16 protein-coding genes are annotated in these 14,534 nt (G+C 41.1%); 8 read left to right on the top strand and 8 right to left on the bottom strand.

The window, feature by feature from the left end; all coding sequences use genetic code 11:
• Positions 1-429: 429 nt before the first annotated feature.
• Positions 430-1,716: an FGGY-family carbohydrate kinase gene (locus V7K32_RS03635; protein ID WP_334990388.1), complete on the bottom strand. Its 1,287-nt coding sequence runs from the start codon at positions 1,714-1,716 to the stop codon at positions 430-432.
• A gap of 199 nt (positions 1,717-1,915) precedes the next feature.
• Here V7K32_RS03635 and psaM point away from each other — a divergent pair, with 199 nt between their 5' ends.
• Positions 1,916-2,005 carry a photosystem I reaction center subunit XII gene (gene psaM / locus V7K32_RS03630; RefSeq protein WP_040630342.1) on the top strand — a complete coding sequence of 30 codons (90 nt, stop codon included), beginning with the start codon at positions 1,916-1,918 and terminating at the stop codon, positions 2,003-2,005.
• A gap of 251 nt (positions 2,006-2,256) precedes the next feature.
• A complete protein-coding gene (locus tag V7K32_RS03625) occupies positions 2,257-2,667 on the top strand; it encodes a hypothetical protein (protein ID WP_334990386.1) in 411 nt (136 codons plus the stop codon).
• Positions 2,668-2,891: 224 nt separating this feature from the next.
• Here V7K32_RS03625 and V7K32_RS03620 read toward each other — a convergent pair whose 3' ends face one another.
• Positions 2,892-3,611 (bottom strand): tetratricopeptide repeat protein, encoded by a 720-nt coding sequence (locus V7K32_RS03620; RefSeq protein ID WP_334990384.1) that lies wholly within the window; start codon positions 3,609-3,611, stop codon positions 2,892-2,894.
• A gap of 390 nt (positions 3,612-4,001) precedes the next feature.
• Here V7K32_RS03620 and V7K32_RS03615 point away from each other — a divergent pair, with 390 nt between their 5' ends.
• Positions 4,002-4,466, top strand: a complete 465-nt coding sequence (locus V7K32_RS03615) for a hypothetical protein (RefSeq protein WP_334990382.1) — start codon at positions 4,002-4,004, stop codon at positions 4,464-4,466.
• Positions 4,467-4,472: 6 nt separating this feature from the next.
• Positions 4,473-5,030: a glutathione S-transferase family protein gene (locus tag V7K32_RS03610; RefSeq protein ID WP_334990380.1), complete on the top strand. Its 558-nt coding sequence runs from the start codon at positions 4,473-4,475 to the stop codon at positions 5,028-5,030.
• A gap of 63 nt (positions 5,031-5,093) precedes the next feature.
• Here V7K32_RS03610 and V7K32_RS03605 read toward each other — a convergent pair whose 3' ends face one another.
• From V7K32_RS03605 to V7K32_RS03590, 4 genes are all read right to left on the bottom strand, one after another.
• The gene (locus V7K32_RS03605) at positions 5,094-5,585 is read right to left on the bottom strand and encodes a YajQ family cyclic di-GMP-binding protein (protein WP_334990378.1); all 492 of its coding nucleotides are present in this window, start codon (positions 5,583-5,585) and stop codon (positions 5,094-5,096) included.
• Between the two features lie 89 nt (positions 5,586-5,674).
• Complete coding sequence (locus tag V7K32_RS03600; RefSeq protein ID WP_334990376.1) at positions 5,675-6,073, bottom strand: MAPEG family protein; 399 nt, start codon at positions 6,071-6,073, stop codon at positions 5,675-5,677.
• A gap of 87 nt (positions 6,074-6,160) precedes the next feature.
• Positions 6,161-6,664, bottom strand: a complete 504-nt coding sequence (locus tag V7K32_RS03595) for a DNA recombination-mediator protein A (RefSeq protein WP_100902618.1) — start codon at positions 6,662-6,664, stop codon at positions 6,161-6,163.
• An 84-nt stretch (positions 6,665-6,748) separates the two neighbouring features.
• Positions 6,749-7,294: a PadR family transcriptional regulator gene (locus V7K32_RS03590; protein WP_334990374.1), complete on the bottom strand. Its 546-nt coding sequence runs from the start codon at positions 7,292-7,294 to the stop codon at positions 6,749-6,751.
• A 95-nt stretch (positions 7,295-7,389) separates the two neighbouring features.
• Between V7K32_RS03590 and V7K32_RS03585 the strand changes: the two genes are divergently transcribed.
• Positions 7,390-7,908, top strand: coding sequence for a DUF4188 domain-containing protein (locus V7K32_RS03585; protein WP_334990372.1), 519 nt, complete (start codon positions 7,390-7,392; stop codon positions 7,906-7,908).
• Positions 7,909-7,924: 16 nt separating this feature from the next.
• Here V7K32_RS03585 and V7K32_RS03580 read toward each other — a convergent pair whose 3' ends face one another.
• Positions 7,925-9,019 (bottom strand): phosphotransacetylase family protein, encoded by a 1,095-nt coding sequence (locus V7K32_RS03580; protein ID WP_334990370.1) that lies wholly within the window; start codon positions 9,017-9,019, stop codon positions 7,925-7,927.
• Positions 9,020-10,359: 1,340 nt separating this feature from the next.
• Between V7K32_RS03580 and V7K32_RS03575 the strand changes: the two genes are divergently transcribed.
• A complete protein-coding gene (locus tag V7K32_RS03575) occupies positions 10,360-10,818 on the top strand; it encodes a hypothetical protein (RefSeq protein ID WP_334990368.1) in 459 nt (152 codons plus the stop codon).
• A 480-nt stretch (positions 10,819-11,298) separates the two neighbouring features.
• Here the strand turns inward: V7K32_RS03575 and V7K32_RS03565 are convergent, their stop codons facing one another.
• Positions 11,299-11,799 carry a fatty acid hydroxylase gene (locus V7K32_RS03565; protein ID WP_334883260.1) on the bottom strand — a complete coding sequence of 167 codons (501 nt, stop codon included), beginning with the start codon at positions 11,797-11,799 and terminating at the stop codon, positions 11,299-11,301.
• 896 nt (positions 11,800-12,695) lie between these two features.
• Between V7K32_RS03565 and V7K32_RS03560 the strand changes: the two genes are divergently transcribed.
• On the top strand, positions 12,696-13,394 hold the full coding sequence (locus tag V7K32_RS03560) for a haloacid dehalogenase type II (protein ID WP_334990366.1): 699 nt from the start codon (positions 12,696-12,698) through the stop codon (positions 13,392-13,394).
• 247 nt (positions 13,395-13,641) lie between these two features.
• Positions 13,642-14,511: a DUF5895 domain-containing protein gene (locus V7K32_RS03555; protein ID WP_334990364.1), complete on the top strand. Its 870-nt coding sequence runs from the start codon at positions 13,642-13,644 to the stop codon at positions 14,509-14,511.
• Positions 14,512-14,534 lie beyond the last annotated feature (23 nt).

The following is a 14,534-nucleotide window of genomic DNA, read 5'->3' as shown; positions in this document are numbered from 1 at the left end:
GGGGTCATACTTCAAACTGCTGGAATTCTTTTGCAATATACATTTTGGCAGTTTTTGACCCCTATTTCTTCAAGCTTTGTGAGAAATCCGGGTTAAGCAAAGCGCTAGTCTGACGAATCCACCCGTTACCTTAGCAATGCTAGGCTAGTTAGGGACTTCCAAATAAAAAAATACTCAACTACTTATTGTGGGGTGGGCAACATGAGCGCTCATGTTGCCCACCCCACAAGATTGGGTAATTTATTTCTTGGAAGTCCCTTAGAACTCACACCGATAATAATTAATAAAGGGGATAGATGACATTCGCTTGCTGCGAAGCACCCATCCCCGAATAGCTGCCCAGATCGTGAACCTGGAATCTATAGTCCGGTATCTAATCATCCCAGTATCGGCCGAGATATGTTGATTGTCACTAGGATAGATACTGATTTACAAAATATCTACGAAAGTTACACAATTACTCCTGTTTACCCCTTCCATCGCCAACAGCGCCGTCCCGTAAGCTGCTTCTGTATACACTGAGGCAACAACAGGAACCTGCAAATAACGCGCCCTAATTGCACTCCAAGTTTCATTCGCCGCGCCACCGCCAGCAGTATAAACACGGCTCAACTTATCTGCGCCCTTATGCTGTAATAATTCATACCCTCGCGCTTCTATGCGGGCAATGCTTTCTAACAACCCATGCAGAAATTCCATTGGGTTATCTGGGCGTGGTTCCAATCGTGGCGGTAGATTGGGATCATTAATCGGAAAGCGATCGCCTACTTTCAACAACGGATAATAATCTAACTCGCTGGCAATTGATGCATCAATCTCACAGCTAAGGTTTTCTAACTCAGCATTTGTGAAAAATTGCTTTAGTACTGCACCACCAGTATTAGAAGCACCACCAGTCAGCCACAAATCACCCAATCGATGGCTGTAAATTCCATATCTGGCATCTTCTACACGAGTCCGACTTAACAACTTTAGTACCAACGTTGAACCAAGGGAAGTCACGGCTTCACCAGGTAATTTTGCCCCACTGGCGAGAAAAGCAGCAATACTATCAGTTGTACCTGCACAGACCACACAATCACGGCGTAAACCGAACTTATCCGCAATTTCAGGACGCAATTGGGTAATCGGAGTTCCAGGAGTTAAAACTTTGGGTAGCTGAATCGGTATTTGCAGCAATTCTAGCCATTCTGGGTATTTCAACTCTTCTACGTCATAACCCAGCTTTAAAGCATTATGGTAATCGCTAATCCCCAACTGTCCATGTAAGAGAAACGCCAGCCAATCTGCTTGATGCAGGAAATATCTAGCTTCACTAAAAGCGGGTTGTTGCCTCATCCACAAAAGTTTGGCAAGGCTGGAGGTGGCACTCAACACGGTATGATTGGGGGGTGCGATACTCCTCAAATGCTCTAGCAGCAATGATCCTCGCGTATCGTTGTACAACAGGGGTGCATCTGTTGGATTGCCAGCAGCATCGACTAGCAAGACGGTGGAAGAGGTACCATTAATTGCGATCGCTTTAATTTCTCGCCGCAATTGGTCAGGTATTTGTTCCACCAGCACAAACAAAGCCTCTTGCCAAATTTTTGGCGTAACGGCGGCTGGTGAGTCCTGGAAAGGATATCGCACCTGTGCTTGGATGCTAGCTTCCTGATCAATCACCATACCGCGTGCGCCAGATGTGCCAAAGTCGATACCCAAATACAAATCCATAGTTTTATGAATTTTTTTAATAAAGAATCACTAAGTACTACTGATTAATGACTGCTTTTGTTGCATCTTGTAACAAGATATTCCCCAATCTTGGCAAAACAAGGAAAAGTAGTAAACGAACTGTTCAAAATCTATTCAGGTTAGGAGGTTTTCAGCCATGCCTATTTTAGATACTCTGTATATCGCTCAGATATCTTCCATCTCAGATACTCAAGTCTACATCGCTCTAGTTGTGGCGCTGATTCCAGGAGTTCTAGCTTGGCGATTAGCCACAGAACTTTACAAATAAGCCTACGATGTGACACAGTTAAAAAGCTAATAATCCTGGCAGTACGGGGTGCAATTTCTAGATACTTGTGGCTTTATGCCATAAGTAGCTACGAAACTGGCACTTACGTAAGCCAGGTTATTTTTTAAATGGTGCAACACTTGTACCTATTTCAAAAAAATGAAGTAATATGACAGCTAAATCAGCAGTAATTAGCGCTAGAGAGCTTTTACAGTGCTTCCCTTCACTCAGCGAGGTTATTTTTTAGCATTATGAACGCGATTCAACCCTCCAGACCACCGTTACAACCTATACAAAAACGCCGGGTCATTCCTCGACCAAAACGGCATCTTCGCCAGCGTTCTTACCAGGTGATGGCACTGGAAAGTACAGCCAAAATAACAGTTAATCTTGTGATTACAGCCGTTGCAGCATCAGCCTTATCACAACTTTTGCCTTATCATTGGTCACAGCAAGAAAAGTTGCGCGAAATTAGTACTGAAGTCAAGCTGATGGAAGGACATGTCGATGGTTTGCAGGTGCAATTTAGCCGTAACTTCGATCCTCAGGAAACTAAAAGTATTATGCAAGAACAAGGATACCGATTTGATCCTAGCCAGCGTCGGGTCGTGTTGATGAATCGCGATCGCCGAGAAGATGAACAAACAGAGTCATCACCTTAAGACAAATAGCAAATTTGAAATTATTTAACTTTCTTGTGATTCAGGCTACGTATAAACCGGGTGTTAATTTATATTATTGCTAACAAGTAATGGTTAATAGCTAATTTTTGAAAAGCTATGTATATCATCTATTAGTCATTAGCGATACAGCGTCACTAAACTCTAATTCAAAATTTAATAATTTATTTTGAATTTTGAATCCCCCAGAAGAACTAATCTACCAATTAGGACGCTGATTCAGATAGCAACTCGTTTAGCCAATTTTCGAGTTGTAAACGCAAGCGACAACCAGTAATATCCTTACTGTTGTGGAATGATGGCAGTTGAGTGAGGGCGCGACGATAATCAGCTAACGCACAATTCCAGTCACCCCAAAGATGGTAAGTTCTGCCGCGTTCAGCCCAGATATGACCTTCTAGTTGACCAAAAAGCAGTGCTACCTCAAAATTCTCAATTGCCTCCTCATATTGCCCCAAATCACGCCAGGTAATGCCTCGGTTAATCCACGCCCGGACATGGCGAGGATTGAAATCAATAGCTTGATCGTAGTCGGCAAGTGCTGCTGCTAATTCTCCACAAGCCGCATAGTAATTTGCCCGATTATTATAAGCACTAGCTAAATAGGGATTAAGTTTGAGGGCGGTATTATAGTCACAAAGCGCTTTTTGCCTTTCACCACTTTGGAAATAAATTAGGCCCCGGTTGTTGTAATCAATGGCATTGTCGGGATGGCGGGAAATTAGTTGGCCCAAAAGTGCGATCGCTTTAGTATAATCTCCTTGTTGAGCCGAACTCAAAGCACAAGAGCGTAAATAGCGATCGCCTAAAACAGATTCGCCACTGTCATTTTTCCTATGTGCTTGGACTTGATGTGTAATATTTAAAACAATTTTATATTTATTACTTTGCTGGTCACCACCAGCTAAAAATGAGTGAATATTCATATTTACCTATACTAAATCCGTGCTTCGGGGAATCAAATTTTAGTTTTCGTCTGCTAGTGGTTTTACTATTATGTTTATTTTTAAAGTATTTAGGGTTACATGAAAGCCATCTCAAGAGATAACTTAACCTAGCCGCACAAGATAAATCTACGCCCTAGATAAACAATTAATCCTCAAACCTAATCATGAATACTTCATCCCCAGGGTGAATTCCAGAAATGGCAGATGTCAATCTCAAAGGCTAGTCAAGTAGTGAGAGCAGCAAATTGGTAGAATGCCAACAAGCCGTTCATTAAAGAGGGGATGAGGAAGCAGGGGGAGAATAATTAATGCCCAATGCCCCATTCCCCATCCCCTAAATCCAATTTTTAAGTTTTGAGAAATTTTCTGATGACAACCGCAATTTCCTATTCCAATGCCCCTGATTTAGCAACCGATGATTACATTGTTATCGGCTTGGCAACCTGCTTCGTCAAAGAAGATGGAGAAGTTTATCAAATCGAAGTTATAGAACCTATTCCCTCTGCGGCTTTGGAAGCGCTCTTAAAGGGCATTCCTACGTCCTATAAGCTGGCTCATGCCACAACTTTGGGATCTGTGCTGGATGGCGATTCACAACTGTTGCCAGATGGCTTCCCAGAGTCGGCTCAGTTTGGAGAGGAATTTGTGCCACGGGCATTTGCAGCAGCTCGTACCTACAAGCGTCGTGAATCTGCAAAATCTTTAATTCCTTTAGGTACAAACTACACTGAATTTAAGTATTCCATTGAGCGCAAACGTGTATTAAATGCCGCTAGAGTTGTAACGAAAGAAGATAACGTTAAACAGCATTCTCACACTCATAAAGTTCTATAAGTAATTATGCTCAAACTTTACGGTGGCGCTCGTAGTCGAGCCTCAATTGTTCAATGGTATTTAGAAGAACTAAGAGTACCCTACGAATTCGTCAAGCTCGATATGCAAGCAGGTGTTCACCTCAAGCCTGAATATTTGGCGATTAACCCAGTTGGTAAAGTTCCAGCAATTGTTGATGGGGATTTTCAGCTTTGGGAATCTGGGGCAATTTTGCTGTATCTTGCCGATAAGTACGCTAAAACTCCACTTTCACTCCAAGAACGTGCTGTATTTTACCAATGGGTATTGTTTGCCAATGCTACCCTTGGCCCAGGAATTTTTGGAGAAGAAAATCGGGAACGAGAAATGCCCCGCTTGTTGACTCCATTAAATGAAATTTTCAGTAAGCAAGCTTTTTTGCTGGGTAATGAGTTCACTGTTGCTGATGTAGCGGTGGGGTCTATTTTGAATTACATTCCCATTCTGCTGAAGCTAGACCTCAGTTCTTACCCAGAGGTGTTGAACTATATGAAGCAGTTATCTGAGCGTCCAGCATTTCAAAAGAGTATTGGCGGACGGGCTTAAAATAATTCGTAATTCGTAATTCGTAATTCGTAATTGAATTCTTAACTACGAATTACGAATTTGTTAACGATAGTTTGTAAATTGTAAAGCAACTGGGTAGTCTTCTTGTTTCAGGCGTTGCATGACTACTTGTAAGTCATCTTTAGATTTGGCAGAAACCCGCACAGCATCACCTTGGATTGAGGCTTGTACCTTTTTGAATTCGTCTCGAATCAATTTGGAGATTTGTTTGGCAATTTCTTGACTAATGCCTTTTTTGAGTTTGATTTCTTGACGCACCCGATTACCACTGGCTGATTCAACTTTGCCAAAATCAAATATTTTCTGGGAGAGGTTACGCTTGGCGGCTTTTTCCCGCAGAATGTCGTGTACAGAATCTAAGGTAAACTCGCTGTCAGTACTAACGTTAATGTTTTCTTCGACTAACTCGACAGTAGTTTGAGTATCTTTGAGGTCGTAACGACCTTTGATGTCTCGGATAACTTGATCGACAGCGTTAACCAACTCTTGTCGGTCAAAGTCGCTCACAATGTCAAAGGAAAATGTAGAAGCCATAAAACATTTTAGATTTTAGATATTGGATTTTGGATTGGATATTGGAAAAATTTTTTCTCATTCCCCATTCCCCATTCCCCATCCCCCACTTAATTAGTAGCTTGGATGATGCTCAAGAAGATAAGAGTGATAGAGCTAACCATACCAGTAGCAAACATGAGCGATCGCAAAAGGGGTATATTCAAAATATAAAAAATTGAGTATAGCAAACGGGCTACCACAAAGGCGATCGCAGCCACTTGTGCTGTAGTTGAATTTACACCAGTTACATAAGCCATCAATGCTGCTGCGGCAAACACCATAAACGCTTCAAAGGTATTCTGATGCGCCCAAGTAGCTCGTTGGGCATAAGGTGGCAATTTATCAAACATCGCGCGAGGAGTAGAAAACGTTTCATACCCAATACGCACACGGGCATAAGCTACTAGCAAAAATGGCACGTAAATTAGAACGGCAGCAGCAGCGATCGAGTACAAAAAAATTATCATTACTTATTAGTCATTAATTATTAGTCATCAGTCATCAGTCATCGGTCATTAGTCAAATACAAAGGACAAATGACAAATGACAAATGACTAATCAAAGTAGAAAAGCGTCACCACTTTTCTTTGTTCTTCTGCATCCTGACAAGTTTGTAACAGGGTGCGACTGTCGTGAAACGCAAAGCAGATTAGTTGCTGGCAACGGGAGACAATCTCCTTGTTGCACAGGTAACTAGCTTCAGCAAGGGACAGAGTATCATTACTGGGATTTTCGACTAGATGCATTACCTGTTCTAGTTGCTGGCGCGATTCCAAAGGCTGGCGTTCCAGGCTTTGGGGTAGAATCACCGTCAACAAATTTGCATCAGCCCGGGTTGCTCCCTTGATGGCCGCTGAATTTGTACCTGTAGCACCAGAAGTAATGATTCGATTACCCGATAAAACTAGGGCATAAGTCATCATTTCAATAAGATTCTGATGCGTAATCGGCACATGACGAGAACCCAGCAAGGCGATTCTTTTAGAACCCGTTTGCTGGATTGTCGCCAGTTCTTGCGCTAATGTATCTAGGTTAATAAGGTCTGTTGATTGGCTCAAAGATCGGGAAAATCAGATTAAACGACCCAGATATTCTACCAAACAGCGTGTAGATACGAAGAAAACTTGAGTTAAACATTGCTACTAATTTTCGATTGTTTGGTTCAGTAACTCCATTACTTGCTTACACCAGGCTAGCCAATGTGTTTCGTAACTAATGCCATTTAGGAGAGTTAAATACTGAAATTTGCCTGATTCTGGCAGTTCTTGCGGGTTCTGAAAGTAGCACTGTTCTAATTCCTTGTACGTAGATAATTTTTTCAGATGGGCTTCTTGGTGATGTTCTAGCTCCGCCAAGATAATTTGGTTAGGAATAATATGACCAGCAAAAATTTTTACAAGTAAATCATCTTTAATCGGTGTGGGTTCACAAGGTTGAGCAATCCACTCTTTAAGGTGCTGTTCCCCCAAGTCTGTAACGCTGTAGAGTCTTTTATCTGGCCGTCTTGTTTGAAGAATCGACTCGGAACTAATCGATCCTTGATCTTCTAGCTTCGCCAACTCCCGGTAAATCTGCTGGTGACTTGCTGACCAGAAAAAGCCTACAGAGCCATCGAATCGCTTTGCTAAATCATACCCACTACAGGATGCCTCAACCAGAGCAGCTAGTATTGCGTGCGCTAATGCCATAATTTTTAATTCACTACTTGACTTATGCAATTAGTTGCATAATAATATTTATATGCAATTAGTTGCATATTAACTTAAACAACAAGGAGTGAGAGATGCCTCAAGTAATACCTGGACGATTTACAGCCGAGATTGATGAACCCTTTGTTGTATTTCTAATTGGGATGCGAATTAATAAATTATTCGCTTTTTCCAAATGGATTCCCACAGCCAGGGCAATGTCGCCCATGCTACGAAGCCTTAATCAGAATCCCGAAAAAGGGTTTTTAGGAGGAGAAGGGTTTATCTATCCGCGAGGGGTAGGACTGATTCAATACTGGCGATCGTTCGAGGATTTGGAGCATTTTGCCAGAAATCCAGCCGATGCACATCTAAAAGCTTGGCAAAGGTTTAATCAAGGCATTGGTGCTGATGGTAGTGTCGGCATTTGGCACGAAACTTATTTAATAGAGCCGGGAAAATATAAGGCTATTTACGGCAATATGCCTGTCTTTGGATTAGCTGCTGCAACTAAGCACATCCCAGCTATGGGGCGCAAAGAAACAGCACGCCGTCCCTTGGGAGGTGACGGCGAGCCAGCTGTACCCTCACCAGTAATACAGCCTCCCAACTGATAACTGAGCAATGAATCTAAGACAATGCCGCAGAGGGAGTTAAACCTAGTTTGGATAACAAGCGGTCAATGTCAAAATGCTCGGACATCAACTGGCGAATATACTGAACCTTAATCGGCTCGTGGACACGGACTTGACCAAAAGTGCGGTCAACAATTTCTACAGTCGTCAGGGTATCTAAGTCAACAGACAAAATGGGTATTTCTAGTTCTTCAGCGCGACTGAGAATGAACGGTGGGGGTGGTAGTTGCCCCGTGAGAATTAAACATTGGGTAGAAGTTTCCAAAGCCGCTTGCTGAATTTCCACGCGATCGCCTCCTGTTACCACTGCCATATTCCGGCGTTTGCGGAAATATTTCACAGCTGAGTTGACATTCATCGCTCCAATTGCCAGACTTTCCACCAACAAATCCATGCGATCGTTGCGACAGAGAACATCAGCCTTTAACTGTTTGACTAGTTCGCCAACACTGACACTGCGGAGCAAATCGCTATTGGGCAGCATTGCTAGCACCGGAATCCCCTGCTGTTCCAAAAACGGACGCAAGAGAGTGTCAACTGCTTCTAGTTGAGTGACAGGGATATCATTGATTACAACTCCAATCAAGCGATCGCCCACACGCCCTTTAGCAGCCAATAGTGACTCAACCGAAAGCAACGATTTATAGCGGGCTACTAACAGCACGCCAGCATCTAATACTTCAGCCATTTGCAGCAAAGACAAGTCAAACAAATTGCCTTCAGACAAATCACCCGGTCCCTCCAGTAACACTAAATCTCCTTGGGACTTATGCAAATATTCCTGTATTAGAGACTGCTGATAATCGGTTTTGTCTTCCCCTCGCAAGCGCTTTTGCACATTTAGTTCATCCAAAGCCAGCATTGTAGGTGCAACGCGGTTTTCCGGCAAATTGAGGCTAAGAGCGATGAATTGGACATCTTCCTCAATCACGGTTCCACTGGACGAATTCAAACACGTACCAAGCGGTTTACCGTAGGTAATATCCAGTCCTTTTTGCTGTAGCTGATGAGACAAACCCAGAACAGTTGCAGATTTACCGCTGTAAGTCTCGGTTGATCCAATCAGCAAATATTTAGGGGATTTTGGCACACATGCACTCCTAATTTTCCTAATTTCAAAAGTCAGAAGAACCCAGCTAGGTGTTTCCTAATTCTAGTTCCTTCTGGCAAAAGCCTCTCGCTCTCACAAATTAAGGTTTCCCAGAATTAGCTTCTGAATAAGCAGGGGCAGGGGAAAGGTATTATTGCTTGTGTCGGCTCTTAACGTGTACGCCTACCTTGAAGATTTGTCATTACCAAACAAATATCATTGCTATAGCGCTTCTAAATATCTTGCAGCATTCAGGGTTAGCACCATAGCCCGCCCAAAAATAAATTTCTCTTTCTTGTAGCTCAAGCCCACTATAGCGGTTCCTATTCAGATGCGGTACAACATAACATCACGAGGTGTAGGGGTACGGCACTGCCGTGTCCCTACGGGTGTACCTCACGTAAACGAGAACCGCTATAAACGTGGAATCAAACCCTTGTTCAGTCTTCTTTAGAAGACTTGAGCTATTAGCCTCGGAATTCATTCTGATGCGGTTGGTTGAGACTGGTGCAAGAATCTGCTTCAAACGGATTCAATTAAGTTAGTTTGAGTCCGTTTTTATTGACTTATCTTACACTGCTATCTGTGTTGTCTGTATTTTTAGCCCAAAATTGCGTTTATCAGATATCAATTTGAAGTAATTATAAACTTATCAATAGTAATATTGAGTAGTTTTTTAATTTATGACTAATCTTGTTGACTTATATTATTCTCTTGTGTCAGCATAAACACAAGATAAGTATTTTGGTTTAAAAATTCATAAACTTTAGAGGTTATAAAAAATTAGTGCGCTTTAAGGATTACATTATTTGCAAAACTGAAGTTTGGTTATGGTAATTCATTACGATGATGTACTGGAGTAGAGGAATTTCAAAAATCCTATATTTTTATTGTAAGTTCAAGGGTTTAAGGGACTGACAAGAAATAAATTATTCCAATAAACGAACCACTCCAGACACAGAGAACGCAGAGAGAAGAAATAGAGAGAGTTTTTGCGTCAGTTTTGGAACATTTTTTATTTGGAAGTCCCTAAGACCCCAACCATTATATGTAGCACCAGTTTCAGTCGGGGTTTAAATCCCCCGATAGCGCCAGCATTAGCTCATCCTGGAGCGTCAGTTGCCACAACGCTCTTAATCTATCGCTTGGCACTTCTCTTCTCTACGAGATGCACTCGCGTTCGTCTGAAATGTCTAAAATGTTTGAATGCGTGAATTTTGAATTGTCTCAATACGCTTGAATCTTTTTATTTTAGATGGCAAGATGTTTTGGATTTTTAAGGTATTAAAATAACAGGTTTTTTGTAAACTAATCAACATTTAAAAAGGTAAAATATGGAAATGGATACTGTTGAAATTACTTCTGAAAAAAGTCAATTTATAAATAATCTTTGTCAAGAACTTCAAGAGAACTTAGTTCAGGGCTGGCAAAATTTTAATATAAGTGAAAACGTCAATATATTGAGCGGATTTTTTGAATTTATTTTTAGGGCTGGATTTGACGAAAGCCAGTATAGAAAAGTAATACCTAACCCTGCCTATGACAATGCTGCTCGATTGATTGGTAAGCCTTTTTTGGAAACTGCCAGGAAATTTGAAATTCATTTCGATGAAATTTTTCCTGGAAGCTTTTCTGAATCCCAAGAAGCAGAAAAGGAAGGTATTGAAATTCGCATGTTTAAGCTGAAAGCTTTTTACCGAAATAAACCTTTATGCCTATTCTTACTCAAGTTTCCTCATTATCATGAAAAATTTGGCTTTCCACTCTCACCACAATTAGAAATTTTAGAGTTGTATTGATTGTAGGAAATACCTAGCGTTAAGGAATAGGGCAAAGGGACAGACAGTGGGTCTCAATACTGCTCGGATAAGACTAAAAACCTTGGTAGAGACGCGAAATTTCGCGTCTCTACAGGTCTAAAACACTATCGAAAAATCCAAAACCCAGTATTGCAGTGGGTCTGTTCTATCTCCCCTGCTCCCTGCTCACTTGCCTCTTGTTCAATATTTTCCTCAAAAACCCAACACTTGCTTTGATTTTTCAAGTACTTCTTTGGGGCGAAATGGTTTCGTTAGATATAAATCTATAGTTTTTTCAAGTATCTTGTTGCTACTACTCGTAAATTGGGACTCAGGTTTTTTGAGTATGTAGGTGAGCGCATTTCTGAGACTAGAATAATCTTCTGTTTGGCAAAACAATACAAGAGTGTAGCAAAAAAAGGTGCGATCGCACCTGATTTTGCTACTTTTAAAAAGTATTTAGGAAAACAGTAGCTTCAGTTAGATCCGAGAGTAGCGAAAACGAAGTCTAAGTAGCCGAAGCCAGCGTAACCACATTTGTGCCGGTTGTTCAAAGAACGTGAAAATATCACCGAAACCCAAATTAGTTTTGTGATGGTGTAACCAATGTCTCTCAGGAGTAGTAATAAATAGAATTTGGCATAAAATATTCACAGCCTTTGAAGTTTGCCAACCTAGTATACTTACGTGTCTCCACCATACATGAAACTGACCAAGCAGTAATCCAGAGATAACGCCGATGGGAGAGAAAGGCCACAAGACTACTGCTACAAGTACATAAGGCAAAGCTCCCAAGATACCATCTAAAAGAACCTGGGAATTAAAAGTCAAAATAGCGTAGTGGCGGAAGTCCTTCTTCCAGGAGTGGTGCGTTTTTAAATGTAGGCTACCAAAAACGTGCTCGGGTACGTGGTAAAAGAATGTGGATAAAAAATCACCAAAAAACAGTAATATCCAAGCAACAGCGATAGCCTCAAGCATTTGTACTCCTCAAGTAAGTTAAGAAAACTCCACAATAAATATGCAAATTTTATGCTCTAGGCGTAGACACCTGATTTTCTATGATCCTTGCATCATCTGTGCATTTCATCGGTCTACACTCCAGTTAATTTGGGGAGAGAGTATATGGAATTGGGTGAGTTGCAATTTCATGAATCTACAATCCTTAATGCAGTAAACAGCAACTCGTAAGAACCTCCAATTTGGCTTTTAACTCTGGATGAATGGTAACAATACATCTAAAATTCGATGGGAATACTGTGTTTTACCATAGCTACTACATAATCTTCTTACTAAGGCATACAGCGTAAGCAAAGGTTAAGTTAAAATTAGTACAAATTTAGGTTAAGGCGTTCTTAAGTATTATTAATATTATAGAAATAGGCATTATGCCAAAGTAGCCTGGGTTATCAAGGTGACGAAAGTTGCTTGACAATTAAATTAAGAAACCGCAAAATTTGGATAATCTAGAATTAACTACATGCGATAATAGTAGGCTATCAATCAGCATCATCCTCTCTTCAAATCCCCGGATGAAAAGAACTTAATACTTAATACGCTAGAGCAATGGATTCTTAACGAATACTGTCAATTAGTCGCACTATTGAAAATAGGAGGTATTGGTAAAACGGCCTTGTCTGTAAAATTTGCTTAACAGATTCAGAAAAACTTTGAGTATTTAATCTGGCGATCGCTAGCAAAGTGCGCCTTTCTTGTCTACCTACTTAACACCCTGCTTTGATTATGAAAGAAATGTTCAGAAATGTTAACAGAGGCTAATGTGGGGATAGCTGCGGCGGGTTGCGCCAACGCAGATGGGTTTATCTTTTGGTTTGTGAAAACTGAACACTACTAATCAAGCTCTGGAGTATAAAAAAGTGATTGAATTAAATCAATATAAGGTTTTGACTTTCGACTGTTACGGAACCCTAATCGATTGGGAGAACGGTATCTTGGGGGTGCTAAAGCCACTTCTGCTGGCACATAACACTAATTTGGATAACGATCAAACTCTGGAACTGTTTGCTGAATTTGAAGCAGAACTTGAAATTGGAGATTATATCAAATATCGAGAAGTTTTGAAGAGAGTAGTTCAGAGATTTGGTGAACGATTTGGCTTTGAGCCAACTGCTGAAGAACTAAATTCAGTTGCCAATTCAATTCAGCATTGGCTGCCTTTCGCTGATACAATTGAGGCACTTAAAACCCTCAAGCAAAAGTTTAAGCTGGTAATTATCTCAAATGTAGATGACGATCTCTTTGCTTTTTCAGCAAAGCACTTGCAGGTCAAATTTGACCAGATAATCACAGCAGAACAGGCAAAAAGCTACAAACCCTCCTTCAACAACTTCAGAGTGGCTATTGAAAGAATTAATTTGCCGCTAGACCAAATATTACACGTTGCTGCTAGTGTATACCACGATATCATTACAGCCAAATCTTTGGGACTATCAACAGTCTGGGTAAATCGTCAAGCAGACCAAAAAATAATTGACACCACAATTTTAGCAATAAGTCAAGCTGATTTAGAAGTACCGGATTTAAAGACCCTCGCTGCTTTGAGTTCAGCAAAATAATACTAAGGAATAATTACTCAGTGCCTAGCAGGATCTGTTGTTACAAAACGAAACAGGAATTGCAACATAGATTGATTCTGTCTTAATCTGGAAAAACTACTACGCCAGTTTGACGGCACGTTTGCCCTTCTTTTGAGGGTGAGGCCCAAGGGACGGGTGACGCTCGTACCAAAGCTCTGCTTCTGGCTTTTCTTTCCTGGGCGTGCCGATAAACTTGTTCAAGAAAACACTTTGATAGCCTAAAACGATGAAAGCATCTGCTAATTTCGACTTTGAAGACGAGAAATTTAATGCACCGCCTTCTCAAGTCCTTCCCTGGTGTCAGATGATTAATCCTCGGTATGGCACAGATGGTATGCAATCCCACGGTTTGGCAATTAAGCTGGATAATGCTAATGCTGTCGGCTTTGTGCCAGATGATAATTGGCAACAAGTAGAGCATGAATTTACCACTGGAGTCGAAACGGTCTTTATTACCACTACTCCACGCGTGGTTATAGTGCGTCGAGGGCCATTGTCTGTCAAAGACCGGGAAAGTGGTTTAAAACTGGGTACGCTCAAAGAGAATTATGATGCTTTTTTAGCCGACAAACTTAAATTTAAAACCTTTACTCGCTATTTAATTTTTCTAGTGGGAGAGAATAAAAAGTTTTTACATGAATCACCACTACAACTAACTCTTAATGGTGCCGCCGGAGCGAGTTTCAGCAAAACCTACTGCGAATATCAACAAGGCAAAGTAGTTAGTGGATTCGTTGCTGAACTAGAAAAAGTTTATGCCATTTACCGCAAGCAACCCTTGACACCAAAAGGCCCTTTGTTCCAAGCTCACGGGATTTTTTGCCCGATAATTGAGTGTGAAGAAAGAGGTATTGAACCAAATACAGTTCTGGTAGCTTCAACTGTAGACTACAAACATCCCACGGTTGGGACTTTAACACAATACTTAATTGCTTCCGATTCTCTTGAGTCTGCAATGATTTGTAAAACTTTTGAAGAATACAAAGATTTTGGGAAGGAACCTGTAAAATCAGAAACACCTAAATTGGCGATCGCAGGAGTTTCTAACTCTTATGTTTATGCTGATGAAGATGATTTTGCTTATCCGCCGTACTAAAGAGAGTGAAGAGTGATGAGTGA

Origin of the sequence: Nostoc sp., assembly GCF_036917635.1 — a bacterium.
In the GTDB taxonomy this organism is placed as follows: Bacteria; Cyanobacteriota; Cyanobacteriia; order Cyanobacteriales; family Nostocaceae; genus Nostoc.
The sequence above is the reverse complement of the archived record's forward strand: the minus strand, read 5'-3'. Positions and strand labels throughout refer to the sequence as shown.

What these genes read in the sequence shown, in the direction of transcription:
- V7K32_RS03605 (WP_334990378.1), bottom strand. Translation starts at nt 5,585, where the DNA reads ATGGCTTCTACATTTTCCTTTGACATTGTGAGCGACTTTGACCGACAA.
- V7K32_RS03590 (WP_334990374.1), bottom strand. Translation starts at nt 7,294, where the DNA reads ATGGCATTAGCGCACGCAATACTAGCTGCTCTGGTTGAGGCATCCTGT.
- V7K32_RS03575 (WP_334990368.1), top strand. Translation starts at nt 10,360, where the DNA reads ATGGATACTGTTGAAATTACTTCTGAAAAAAGTCAATTTATAAATAAT.
- V7K32_RS03555 (WP_334990364.1), top strand. Translation starts at nt 13,642, where the DNA reads ATGAAAGCATCTGCTAATTTCGACTTTGAAGACGAGAAATTTAATGCA.
- V7K32_RS03620 (WP_334990384.1), bottom strand. Translation starts at nt 3,611, where the DNA reads ATGAATATTCACTCATTTTTAGCTGGTGGTGACCAGCAAAGTAATAAA.
- V7K32_RS03615 (WP_334990382.1), top strand. Translation starts at nt 4,002, where the DNA reads ATGACAACCGCAATTTCCTATTCCAATGCCCCTGATTTAGCAACCGAT.
- V7K32_RS03635 (WP_334990388.1), bottom strand. Translation starts at nt 1,716, where the DNA reads ATGGATTTGTATTTGGGTATCGACTTTGGCACATCTGGCGCACGCGGT.
- V7K32_RS03600 (WP_334990376.1), bottom strand. Translation starts at nt 6,073, where the DNA reads ATGATAATTTTTTTGTACTCGATCGCTGCTGCTGCCGTTCTAATTTAC.
- V7K32_RS03585 (WP_334990372.1), top strand. Translation starts at nt 7,390, where the DNA reads ATGCCTCAAGTAATACCTGGACGATTTACAGCCGAGATTGATGAACCC.
- V7K32_RS03625 (WP_334990386.1), top strand. Translation starts at nt 2,257, where the DNA reads ATGAACGCGATTCAACCCTCCAGACCACCGTTACAACCTATACAAAAA.
- V7K32_RS03565 (WP_334883260.1), bottom strand. Translation starts at nt 11,799, where the DNA reads ATGCTTGAGGCTATCGCTGTTGCTTGGATATTACTGTTTTTTGGTGAT.
- V7K32_RS03610 (WP_334990380.1), top strand. Translation starts at nt 4,473, where the DNA reads ATGCTCAAACTTTACGGTGGCGCTCGTAGTCGAGCCTCAATTGTTCAA.